Annotated in this window: 7 protein-coding genes; 2 read left to right on the top strand and 5 right to left on the bottom strand. The window is 70.0% G+C overall.

Features of this window, described 5'->3' with window-relative positions:
• Positions 1-181 precede the first annotated feature (181 nt).
• Entirely contained in the window at positions 182-763 is a 582-nt protein-coding gene (locus tag OG885_RS12185; RefSeq protein WP_405730284.1) for a TetR/AcrR family transcriptional regulator, read from the bottom strand.
• 99 nt (positions 764-862) lie between these two features.
• On the opposite strand from OG885_RS12185, the gene OG885_RS12180 reads away from it, so the two are divergent.
• Positions 863-3,061, top strand: a complete 2,199-nt coding sequence (locus OG885_RS12180; protein WP_405730282.1) for an MMPL family transporter — start codon at positions 863-865, stop codon at positions 3,059-3,061.
• Between the two features lie 345 nt (positions 3,062-3,406).
• On the opposite strand, the gene OG885_RS12175 is transcribed toward OG885_RS12180, so the two are convergent.
• A complete protein-coding gene (locus OG885_RS12175) occupies positions 3,407-5,101 on the bottom strand; it encodes a TIGR04141 family sporadically distributed protein (RefSeq protein ID WP_405730280.1) in 1,695 nt (564 codons plus the stop codon).
• Positions 5,102-5,220: 119 nt separating this feature from the next.
• Here OG885_RS12175 and OG885_RS12170 point away from each other — a divergent pair, with 119 nt between their 5' ends.
• A complete protein-coding gene (locus OG885_RS12170) occupies positions 5,221-6,876 on the top strand; it encodes an N-6 DNA methylase (protein ID WP_405730278.1) in 1,656 nt (551 codons plus the stop codon).
• 13 nt (positions 6,877-6,889) lie between these two features.
• Here OG885_RS12170 and OG885_RS12165 read toward each other — a convergent pair whose 3' ends face one another.
• From OG885_RS12165 to OG885_RS12155, 3 genes are read right to left on the bottom strand one after another with little or no spacing between them, the layout of a single operon-like run.
• Entirely contained in the window at positions 6,890-9,025 is a 2,136-nt protein-coding gene (locus tag OG885_RS12165) for a UvrD-helicase domain-containing protein (RefSeq protein ID WP_405730276.1), read from the bottom strand.
• On the bottom strand, positions 9,025-10,260 hold the full coding sequence (locus OG885_RS12160; RefSeq protein ID WP_405730274.1) for an McrC family protein: 1,236 nt from the start codon (positions 10,258-10,260) through the stop codon (positions 9,025-9,027). Before OG885_RS12160 ends, OG885_RS12165 begins: the two co-directional genes overlap by 1 nt.
• Positions 10,257-12,038 carry an AAA family ATPase gene (locus OG885_RS12155; protein ID WP_405730272.1) on the bottom strand — a complete coding sequence of 594 codons (1,782 nt, stop codon included), beginning with the start codon at positions 12,036-12,038 and terminating at the stop codon, positions 10,257-10,259. Before OG885_RS12155 ends, OG885_RS12160 begins: the two co-directional genes overlap by 4 nt.
• Between the last annotated feature and the right edge of the window lie 49 nt (positions 12,039-12,087).

The raw sequence follows: 12,087 nt of genomic DNA, 5'->3' as shown, positions 1-12,087 counted from the left end.
CGCGTCGCGAGCAGAGGTTCGGCGGCGCCCCCTCGCCCACGAACCCGTCGCGCGGTGTCGAGGCGATGCCCCCCACCCATGAACCCGCCGCGCGGATCGCGGGCCCGCCGACGGGGCAGACCGCGCCGGTACGCCTCCTCAGCCCGTTGGAGCCGCTGCCCGCGTTTCCCCGCTCGCTGCGTCAACCCCGTCCGGGCTCCGCGTCCAGCGTCGCGAGGCCCGCGCGCAGGAAGGCCATCGCGCGGTCGATCTCGGCCTCCTCGGCGTGGTGGCAGACCTCGCTGACGACGGCCGCCGCCGCTGCCGCCGCCATCCGGGGCCCGAAGTCGTCCGGGTCGTCGCCCCGTTCCTCGGCGAGGATGCGGGCGCCCTCCTGGATGACCTCGGTGAGGCGGAGGTTGGTGACGGCCCTGAGCTGCGGGTTCAGGTCGAGCATCCGGTCGTGGAGGTCTTCGAGGGGGTCGGGGTCGGCGGCCTCCGCGCGCAGCCACCGCTCCAGCGCGTCCACCGTCGTCTGTCCGTCCGGCCGTTCGCGCAACGCGGTCGCCAGCCGGTCCGCGGCGGCGTCGACGTGGGAGGTCGCCAGCTCCAGCTTCGACGGGAAGTAGAGCGTCACGGTACGCGGGGAGACCTCCGCCGCCGCCGCGATGTCGGCGATCGTCGTCGCCTCGAAGCCGTGGTCGGCGAACAGCTCGTAGGCCGCCCGGAGGATCGCTTCTCTGCGCCGCGCCTTGGAACGTTCCCGCAGACCCTCGCTCATCATGACCCGCACTTTACCATCGACGGTGATTTTACAGCCCACTGCAAAAATGCCGTACGGTGTAACGAAGGCGGTGTGAAGCGAGCGAGAGGGAGAACGAACATGGCGTCACGCCTGTACGACTGGGCGCGCTGGGCGGTACGCCGACGCGGCCGGGTCGTCGCGGTCTGGTTGCTGCTGCTCACTGTCGTCGGTGGCCTCGGGATCACACTGCACGGCAAGGTGACGACCGAGTTCTCGGTGCCGGGGATCGAGTCGCAGCAGGCACAGGACCTGCTCAAGGAGAAGTTCCCGGAGGCGGCGGGCGGCGTCGCGCGGGTCGTCCTCGCGGCGCCCGAGGGCGAGAAGCTCAGCGCGCCGAAGACCTCGACGGCCCTGGAGGCAAGCCTCAGGAAGGCCGCGCAGGTCTCCGGCGTCGTGGACGTCTCCGACCCGCTGAAGGCCAGGACCGTCTCCGCGGACCAGCGGATCGGCTACGCGGACGTCCGCTTCGGACAACAGGCCAGTGACGTCTCGCAGGAGGCCAAGGACGCCCTGTCGAAGGCGATGGACCAGGCCCGCGACGCCGGTCTGGAGGTCGAGTTCGGCGGCTCCGCGATGGAACCCAAGACCGAGGTCGGCGGACCCGCCGAGATCGTCGGCGTGGTCGTCGCCTTCGCCGTCCTGGCCCTCGCCCTCGGCTCCCTGGTGGCCGCCGGACTGCCGCTGCTCACCGCCCTGGTCGGGGTGGCGATCGGCGTCCTGGGCGTCGAGTTCGTCAGCCGGTACGTCGAGATGACGTCCACCGCCACCGTGCTCGCCCTGATGATCGGGCTGGCCGTGGGCATCGACTACGCCCTCTTCATCATCTCCCGCCACCGCGAGCAACTCGCCGACCCCGACCAGGACGTGGAGGACTCGATCGCCCGCGCGGTCGCCACCGCCGGAAGCGCGGTCGTCTTCGCCGGGGCGACCGTCATCATCGCGCTCGCCGCGCTCGCGGTCACCGGCATCCCCTTCCTGACGGTGATGGGTCTGGCCGCCGCGGCCACCGTGGCCCTCGCGGTGCTGATCGCGGTCAGCCTCGTACCGGCAGCCCTGGGCTTCTTCGGCGAGCGGCTGCGCCCACGCGACCGCAGCGGCCGTACGACCCGACGCGCCCCCGGCGCCTGGGGGTTGGCATGGGCACGTGCGGTGACCCGCAAGCCCCTGCTCGTCCTCCTCGCCGGTGTCATCGGGCTGCTCGCGCTGGCCCTCCCGGCCCGCGACCTGCGCCTCGGCCTGCCCAGCAACGCCTCACAGCCGGTCGACAGCACCCAGCACAAGAGCTACGACCTGCTGACGGACGGCTTCGGCCCCGGCTTCAACGCCACCCTCACGGCCGTGGTCGACCTCGACCGCGTGGCCGCCGCCGACCGTACGGCGACCGTGACCGATCTGCGCACCGCCCTCGCGGGCGACCGCGGCGTGGCCGTCGCCGCCGCGCCGGTCGCCAACGCGGACTCCACCCTCGCCGTCATCGCCGTGGTCCCCAAGACCGGTCCCGATGCCCAGGCCACCACCGACCTCGTGCACCGGCTGCGGGAGAACGCGACCACGGTCGAGAAGGCGGGTGGCACCCTCTACATCGCCGGCCAGACCGCCGCGGCGATCGACGTGGCCGGGAAACTGTCCGACGCGCTGCCGCTGTTCATCGCGATCATCGTGATCCTCGCCCTGATCCTGCTCACCCTCGCCTTCCGGTCCCTGCTCGTCCCGGTCAAGGCGGCCCTCGGCTTCCTGCTGTCCGTCGCCGCCTCCCTCGGCGCCACGGTCTGGGTCTTCCAGGACGGCCACCTGAGCGGCGTCCTCGACATCCCCTCCGCGGGCCCGGTCACCAGCTTCCTTCCGGTGCTGCTCATCGGCGTCCTGTTCGGACTGGCCATGGACTACGAGGTGTTCCTCGTCAGCCGGATGCGCGAGCACTACGAGCACACGGGCGACGCAGCCGAGGCCGTGACCCAGGGCTTCGCCCGCAGTGGGCGGGTCGTCAGCGCCGCCGCGCTCATCATGGTCGCGGTCTTCGGAGGGTTCGTCTTCAACCACGACCCGATCATCAAGTCCATCGGCTTCGCCCTGGCCTTCGGCGTGTTCGTCGACGCGTTCGTGGTCCGCATGACCCTCGTACCGGCGGTCATGGCCCTGCTGGGCCGCCGCGCCTGGGGACTTCCGGGCTGGCTGGACCGCGTCACACCGGACGTCGACATCGAGGGGGCGAAGCTGCCGGGACGGGAGATGCCGGAGGCGGAGGAGCGGGCCGAGCGGGAGGCTGCGGTGCGCTGAGGCCGGGCGAAGGGTCAGGGGGCGGGAGCGGGGCGCGTGCCGAAATGGCGGCGCCCCTTCCCCCTCCGGTCTTCATCGAGGCCGGCCCGGCGGGGCAGTCGGGGGCGGCGGCGCAGGTGCCGCGGATGGGAACAGGTGGCCCTGTGACCTGGCGCGCTGGGCAGGTTCGCGGTGTTGACCTGCACAGATCGCCTTTCGGTTGCTTCACATCCGCGCTCCTTGACGGGGCCGGAAGTCCCAGAAGACTCCCAGGGAACCGGCACTTCCGACGCCCACTGTTTCGGCTTTGGGCAGGGGAGAGGGCGCAAGCAGTGGAATGCGGTACTCCACGGTGTTCACCTCGCGCTAAGGCCGTGCGAGTGCGCCGGTGCCGCCTTCAGGGATGCCGATGACCTCGACAGTCACCCCTCGTGCCGCCAGCGCCTTCGCGGTCTGGGCGATGGTGATCTGGGAGAAGCCGAAGACGGAGTCCGGGGTCAGGCTCGTGCGGTTCTTGAGGAGCATCGCAAGGACGATGCGCTTGGGCGTGTAGTCATCAGGAAGCAGGCGTGCGCCTCGACTCAGCCGGGCCACCTTGGCAGTGAACTCGCTGCGGACCCGGGCGGACTCCTGGAGCAGTTCCACCGCGACCCTGGCCTGGCTGAACAAGTGGCTCAGCGGACCGGAACCGCCTGCCCGCTTGACGAGGATCAGGGTGTCGTCGGGCGTGAGCAGGTCGCAGATCTCGACCTGGTCCCTGGGGCGGAGAGGGTTGGCGACGTTCTTGGTGTCGAGGCAGAGCCAGCGGGGCTGACCGTCAGCCGCCTTGCTGTTGTACTCGTCCGCCACTCTGTTGTTGTAGGTGTTCTCCGACTCGCCGTCCTCCCAGGCGGGGAGGGAGAAGGATGGCAAAGGAGAGAACAGCTCCCGCACCGTGGCCCGGCACTCTTCGACATAGGCGGCCCCGGCCTCGTACCACTCGCCGTCCATCAGGAAGAACCGTCTGGAGCCGAGAGACACACTGGTCTCCAGCCAGGTCAGCGCGCTGGTGATGGCGAGCGTGTCGACGATCCCTTTCCGGCGGCCCCTGGCCAGGGTCACCGTCCCTTCGCGCAGTGCCTTGAGGCGTCTACCGGACGGCGCGAGCCGGGCCCGGGTGAGCACGTATGCGAGGTCGAAGTCCTCGGAGAGCAGGGCTCCGTTGTCGCTGTTGATCTGGGTCATGTAGGTGGTGGCCTCCGCGTATGCCGTGTGATGTTCGGTGGGAACACAGACGGAGAAGCTTCCCTCGTCCGGTCGACCGAGACGGTCGTCCAGGGTTTCGTGGAGGGTGTCGAGCGTCGTCGGGTCGCTGATCGGGACGATGTGGTCGACGAACTCCAACTCCGGGTGCGGGATGTCCTCGCGGCAGATCCTGGCGATGGTCCGCAGGTCGGAGAGCAGGGCCTCGGGTTCGATCCCGAGGGCGATCCGCAGCCCGCAACCGCCCTGGGCGCTCACGGCCTTGCCGAGGCTGTACCGCGACCGGGTGAGCGGCAGGTTGTCGAGGTATCCGCCCAGGCTGCGCACGATGCGCGAATGATCGCGGATACCCAGCAACGGGACCGAGGCGCCGCCCGGAACCAGGGAGATGTCCGTGCGTGCTTGCCCGAGTGATCTCGAAACGGCTCCGCGGATCAAGTTCGGGTCCATCTGCCGGATGGCGAACGAGAGACCGAAACGCTTGTCCTTGAGGTGTTCGGGGATCAACCGGTACCCCTGGTCACAGCCGATGGCGTACACCACGCCATCGACGGCGAGCAGCAGTACGGCGGCGGTGCGGCGGACGCTCTCGCTGACAGCGATGCCCGTGGTGCGTGACATGGGCTCGCACCACGGGGCCTCGGCGCGCTCCATCCCACAGGTGATGTACACAGCCGGGACCCCGAGTGCCTCCGGTAAATGGGGATCTGCACCGAGGCTGTCCAGAAGTTCGACGTCAAGGGCGTCCAGCATCGCTTCGGTGGTGGGGGCGACGCCAGACAGCCGGTAAACGGTGCGTACTTCGGTGTGCGAGGGCATGGCGTGGCTCCGTGTGCCAGGAGGGAATCAAGTACACGTAGTAGAGAAGCAGCCATCTGTGTACGTTGTCAACGCATTACCCTCTGGAATGCAGGTGGCGATCCGTGTACACTGGAGGTATGACGGATAACGCCGTTCCATCGGTCGGCCCACTGGTCACCGGCGCCGAGATCGCCCGGTTGGCCGGAGTCACCCGGGCCGCTGTCTCCAACTGGCGTCGGCGCTACGACGACTTCCCCGCGCCGGCCGGAGGTGCCGCGAACAGTCCGCTCTACGCGCTCACCGAGGTCCAGGAATGGCTGGACCGACAGCGCAAGGGTCAGGAGGTGTCACCCGAGGTCGAGTTGTGGCAGGCGATGCGGGCTGCATACGGGGAACAGATGGTCTCGGGTCTGGCGCAGGTCGCGGCGGTCCTGGCCGGGCAGGCAGGGCCGCGGCTGCCTGGCGACGTAGCCACCCGTGTGCAGGCGCTCGTCCGAACCGGATCGTCCGTCGACCTTGTAAACGGACTTACTGACCGGTTTATGGACTCCGCTCGGCGGGCAGGGTCCGACCAGGTGACCCCTGAGCGGGTGGTGCGTGCCGTCCGCCACTTCGCCCCCGAAGTACCGGCCGGTGCCACGGTCTTCGATCCCGCCTGCGGAATCGGGGTGCTCCTCCTGTCTGTAGCCTCCGGCGCCGGGACGCATTGCTGCGGCCAGGAGGTGGATGGCGACAGCGCTCGCTTCGCACAGCTCCGCGCCGATCTCCTGGATCGCTCCGGCGTGCGCATCGTGGCAGGCGATTCACTGCGTGCGGACGCATGGCCGGACCTCAAGGCGGATCTGGTCGTCTGTGACCCACCGGCCGGTGTGACCGAGTGGGGGCGGGAGGAGTTGCTGCTCGACTCCCGCTGGGACCTCGGCACCCCGTCCAAAGCCGAGGGGGAGCTGGCCTGGCTCCAGCACGCTTACGCCCACACCGCACCCGGCGGTCACGTCCTCATGGTCATGCCGGCCTCGGTCGCCTACCGCAAGGCCGGCCGCCGCATCCGGTCGGAACTCGTCCGCCGGGGCATCGTGCGCCAAGTGATCGCTCTGCCGCCGGGGACGGCGACCTCGCACGCCCTGCCGGTGCACCTGTGGTGCCTTCGGCGTCCCGAGAACTCGGAAGGGGTGGACACGCACCACACCGTGAGCATGGTCGACCTGACGGACAATCCACCCGACGGGGATCTGGAGCCAGGCCCCGAGCAGGTTGCCGAGGTGCCGCTGATCGAACTCCTCGACGACGCTGTCGACCTGACGCCCGGGAGCCATCTCCGCTCCCGGCACCGCGACTACCCCGCTGAATACGTCGCCCTGCGCAAGGAGTTGGAGGACCAGATCCGTCGACTCGCCGCCCTTCTGCCCGAACTCGCGGCGGGCGGCGGGCCGGGCTCGCTGGACGGTGCCACCACCAGCGTCGCGGATCTGGCCCGCGCCGGGCTCGTGGCGTACGAGGGTCCGGAGCCCGTCTCGGCCAGCGAGCAGCTCGACACGGACTATCTGCAAGGATTCCTGCGCAGCTCGTCCAACGCCCGCAGGTCCACGAGCGCGAGCGGGACCTACCGTTTCGATGGCAAGGGCTCACGTATTCCCCGTATGGGCATCGACGAGCAGCGTCGGTACGGCTCCGCCTTCCGTGCCCTGTCCGCTTTCGAGGAGGGGATGCGCAGGGTCGACGAACTGAGCCGACAGCTCGCCGAGGTCGCCCGTGACGGTCTGGCCACCGGCGCGCTGGCACCAAAGGAATGAGCCGGTTCGAGGGTCAGTCGACGGGCGGGAGAAAGGGGCTCGCGGTCCCGCTCCACGACACCTTCAGGGTTTCGCGAGCGCGTGTGCAGGCGACGAAGAGCAGACAGCGCTCACGGAGCAGATCGGCGTCATGCTGGAGTGGATCCGCCTCGCGCGGGGTGATCTCACGGGCGAACGGGACGGTGCCCTCGGCGACACCGAGCACCGACACCGCCCGGAACTCCAGTCCCTTCATCGCGTGCATCGTCGCCAGCCGCACGCCCTCGGACCCTTGCGTGACCTGCCCTTTGACCCGTAGCACCGGAATCCCCGCGGCTTTCAGCTTCTCCTCGGCCGCGTCCAGGGCGAGGTTGAAGCGCGCGCACACACCGATCTCGTGCGGCGCGAAACCCTCGGCGACCAGGGCACGCACCCGCTCCACCAGCGCCTCCGTCTCCTCCTGTCGGGTGGCGTACCCCCGCACCCGGGGGCGGCCGCCGTGGAGCAGCGAGCGGTACCCGGCCAGCGAGTCCGTCCCCTCACCCTCGAGCGCGTCGACGGTGACGGGCCCGAGGAGGCGGGCCGACCAGGCCAGGATCTCTTCCGTGGAGCGGTAGTTGACGCGCAACCGGAAACTGCGACCGGCCGTGGTGATGCCCAACGAGCCCAGCGACACCCGGGAGTCGTAGATCCGCTGATGCGGGTCACCGGTGATGAACAGGTCGTCGGCGCCGGGGGAGACGGCGGCACGCAGCACCCGCCACTGCGCGGGGTGCAGGTCCTGTGCCTCGTCCACGACGACATGGGCGTACGGCGCCGGCCCGTCGGCGAGGAGTTCCGCCGCACGGGCGCAGATCCCCAGGTGCGTGGTCTCGCCGCGGTCGCGCAGGAACTGCTCGAACCGCTCCACGCCCCTCCACACCTCCCGGCGGCGCGCGGCACCGAGACCGGTGCCGCGGCCGCGGCGGCTCGCGCCGAGGTAGGCGTCGACAACGCGGAGGTTCTGACCGAGGACGACGTGTCGGTACTCCTGGGCCAGGAACCGGGCGGTGAACGGCAGATCCAGCTGCTTGACCACCTTCTCCCACAACTGCCGCTGCTCCCGGTCCCCGATCGGCTTCGGAGCGGTCGCCGAGTGGGTGCGCACGACGCCGTTGGCACAGGCGTCGACCGTCGTCACATCGACCCGTGCCAGCAGCTTCTCGTCCCCGTCGAGGAGTAGACCGAGCATCTCGCGCAGTCCGGCGGCGAGCGCGTTCGTGTACGTGGTGAGCAGGATGCGGCCGTCCTCGGAGCGGCCGAGCAGATGCTTGACCCGGTGCAGCGCGGCCACCGTCTTGCCCGTGCCGGGGCCCCCGGTGACCTGGACGGGGCCGCCGTACGACGTGCGGTAGGCGACGCGCCGCTGGGAGGGGTGCAGGAAGACGCGCCAGGCCGCGAACGGCTTCGCCAGCATCTCCTCCAACTCCCGCGGACCGGTGACCAGTCGGATGCGGGCGGACGTGTTGGTGATCACCGTGGCCAGGTCCTCTACCGGCTCGGCGGGCGCGTCGGCGGGGCGACGCACGGCCACGACGTCCCGGTAGACCTCCTCCGGGCTGAAGCCCTCGGCCAGGTACTGGAGCACCTCCAGCTGGTCCTCCGGCAACAGCGTGGCGAAAGCCTCCAGTTGGGCCTTGTCCACCAACGACCGTGCGGCGCGCAGGACTTGGTCGTCGATGCCGAGCTCGCGCAGCGTACCGTCGGATACGTCCGCGAACAGCAACCGGGGAGCAGTGCGCGCGGCCGTCTCGTACAGCGGTGTCAGCTCGTCCAGGGCGACGGCGTTGCGCACTTCCAGGGCGCGCGTAGCGGAGTTCGCGCTGTACAGGCGCTTCGCCGCCCAGGTGTAGGCGTCGTCGTGCGGCAGGACATTGACCAGGAGGAACATGTCACTGCCGTCATCGGGGGCGAGGACGACACCACGCCAGAAGTCGGTGATGCGGATCGTCCGCATCCGCGGGTCGCGGGCGTTCTGGACGGACTCCAGATGCAGCCCCTTGTCCGCGTTGAGTTCGGCCGCGCTCATGGCCTGGAACTTCGCCATGGCCTTGCGTACTCCGGCCCGGACCGGCTTCTCCAGGGCGTCGTAGCCGTCCCAGAAACTCTGGGCGAAGGCGAGCCGAGGCATCAGGTCACTTCCCTTCTTCCGGACGCCAGGTGTGCGGCGATCTCCCGGAAAGCTCTGAGGAGTTGTTCCGGCTCGCGGGAGAGATCGAGGCTGTGCTGATAAAGCCGCACGGCTGCTCCGCGCACCTCGTGGCAGCGCAAGGGCTGCCGGCCGGCCGCGTACACCAGGTGCGCCTCGCGCAGACCGAGCACCGTGGCGTACGCGAGCGCCTGGTACAGGTCTGCGTTGAGGAGCCCGTCGGCCTTCTCGACCTTGTACTTGGCGTCGACGACGGCGACCGGAACACGACCGTCGCCGCTTCGGACGACCAGGTCGGGGCGCATCCCCACGCGGCCCGCGACGTCGAGGTGATGCGGATCCTGGAGACGCGCGGTCAGACCGTGCTCCCGAAGAGCCTCACGCAGGCCCACGGTGACGAAGTCCTCGAACAGCTTGTTCATGTCCAGCAGGAATCCGTCAACGGCGAGCGGATCGGCCCCGGCCGGTCGGTGCTCCGGCGAGGTGCCGCGCAGGACGGCTTCGGCGAGCCGCAGTGCGGGCTGGTAACGGGAGTTGAGGCGGGACGGCTGCCAACGCGGCAGCTCTTGACCCCGTATCAGCGGCAGCGCGTCGGCCAGCCGCACCCGCTGATGAGCGAGGCGCCGCCGGACGGCACCGGGAACACCCGGCAGCCGCAGCAACCGCTCGGTCGCGGCGCGCAGGATACGGTTCTCGGCGGTGTCGGCGGTGTACGTGTCGTAGACGATCTCCACAGGCGGCGTACGGCCGAAGTGCCGCCGCATCTGCTCGGCTTCCCGCAGCCTTCCGCGCACGACCAGCGCGGACTCCTCCACCTCCCGGTAGCCCTGGAGGACTCCCTGCCGCAGCGCTCCGTCGATCTGCCGCTCCACGGCGTGCGCGAGGGCGGGGACGACGTCGTCGTACGCGCCGGTGTCGACCTGGCCCTCCCCGCTGTCCCGCCAGGCGCGGGCCGGGTCGAGGCTGAACCCGAGGAGGAAGAACAACCGGCTCACCGGGGTCTTGGGCATGATCCGTACGACCTGACCGCCGACGGTGCGCACGGCGCCGACGCGGCTGCCCGCCCGCAGCAGCCAGTACCCGGCACGGCCGGGATCGGGAGTCGCGCTCTGGAGGATCCCGGAGGCGGCCAGGGCGCGCCCGGCCTCGGTGTCCAGCGCGACGGAGACGGCGGGCCCGTACTCGCGCAGCGACACCTCGGGCAGGGGCAGTGTCACGGGCGCTGCTCGCGCAGGGCGTCGAGGCCGTAGCGGGCGGCGACGTCGAGGCCCTCGCCGTAGTGGTGCTCCTTCAGCAGCGGCAGGATCTTCGTGCGCCACGTCCGTTCCAGGCCGCCGTCGCGGTACACGCCCGGCTTCATCAGGTACGACGGTCCGATGGCGAAGTCGGCCTCGTCGATACGGGCGTTGAGCGCGTCGAGCAGGCGGGCGGGCTCCAGGTCCTTGCCCTCGCGCTTCAGCCAGCGGGCGAGCAGCCCAGCGGTCGGTTCGGTGCGCGGGGACAGCTCCACGAACGCGAAGCGGCGCCGCATCGCCGCGTCCACGAGGGCGATCGACCGGTCGGCGGTGTTCATCGTGCCGATCACGAAGAGGTTGGGCGGCAGCGCGAAGTCGTCCCCCGAGTAGGTGAGTCGGACCGACTTCGTCCGGTACTCCAGGAGGAAGTACAGCTCGCCGAAGACCTTCGCCAGATTGGCGCGGTTGATCTCGTCGATGATCAGGAAGTGCGGGATGTGCCGGTTGCCCTCGCGGGAGGCGACATCGGCGAGCTCCCGGAGCGGGCCGGCTGTCAGCCGGAAGGCCACCTCCCGCGTCTCGGGGTCCTCCACGGGCCGGAACCCCTCGAAGAAGTCCTCATAGGCGTACGAGGGATGGAACTGCACGATCTTGACCTGCTCCGGGCCGCCGCCGAGGTACTCGGCCAGCTTCATCGCCAGGTACGTCTTGCCGGTGCCTGGGGGGCCGTAGAGCACCAACTGCCGTTCGTCGATGAGCAGTTCCCGCATCTCGTCCAGCCACTCGCGGTCATGGACGAGGAGTTCGGCGGCGAGGGCGTCAGTGATGTCCGGCAAGGCCAGTTCCCCGCTCGCCACGGGGGCCGTGTGGTCCGTCAGCCCCATGAGCTCGTCCAACGCGTCCAGAACGGCGGTCAGATCGACCACGTCATGCTGGACGGACAGCTTCTGTTGCAGCTCCTCCGGCAGTTCCTCGTACGGGTGGCTGTCCGACCGCCAGGCGACCGTCCGTCGCAGATTGGACAGCCCGTCCGGTGACGCGGTCTGTACGGCCTCGCCGGTGAGGTGCCCGGTGTGCAGGAGACCGTCGCTGATGGTGGCCACGACGTCGCCGACGCGCATCTGCGTCAGAAAGGCGTGCAACTCGTCGACCAGTCCCCGCTTCTGGTTGTACGAGGCCGCCCCCTCGTATCCGTCCTCGACGAAGCGGCGCAGCGCGCTCTTGGTCGGGTCGGTTTCCTCCATGGGCGGCAGGTGCGCGCCCGCGAGTGAGACGAAGCCCTCCGCCAGCCACAACCGCCGCACCAGGTTGTGCCCGGAGACATTGGAGCCGCGCACCAGCCATGCCTTGCGCGGGGCACGCCAACCGGTGGAGAGATAGTCGGCGAGCGGGTGGCCCTCCGCGGTGCGCCACGACTCGGGGCCGGAAGCGTCGTAGCCGTACACGAGCGCGGCGGCGGCCGAGGAGGAGTTGCACTCGATGTCCCGGGCCGCCCGCCACCGTTGCTGGTCCTTCGGCAGGCCGGGGTCGGCCGGCACGTCGACGAGGCCGCCGCTCGCGCGCAGATCCGCGCGGTTGCGGCGGGCATGGTCGCCGAGCCCGGGCCAGGCCTCGGCGGCCACCAGGGAACCCTCCCGCAGCAGGAACTTGTGCGTGCCGTTGCCGCCGAACTCGGCCAGCAGATGCCCGCGCGCCTCACCGCCCTTGGGGAGTTTGATGCGGAACTCGGGAGTGCCGGGGAGGAGCTCGGGCTGCGACATGACTCCACACTACCTGTTGACACTGTCAATGGACTCTGAGTTGGTGAAC

Source organism: Streptomyces sp. NBC_00028, assembly GCF_045041065.1.
Taxonomy (GTDB): domain Bacteria; phylum Actinomycetota; class Actinomycetes; order Streptomycetales; family Streptomycetaceae; genus Streptomyces.
This window is presented reverse-complemented; position numbering and strand designations above follow the sequence as displayed.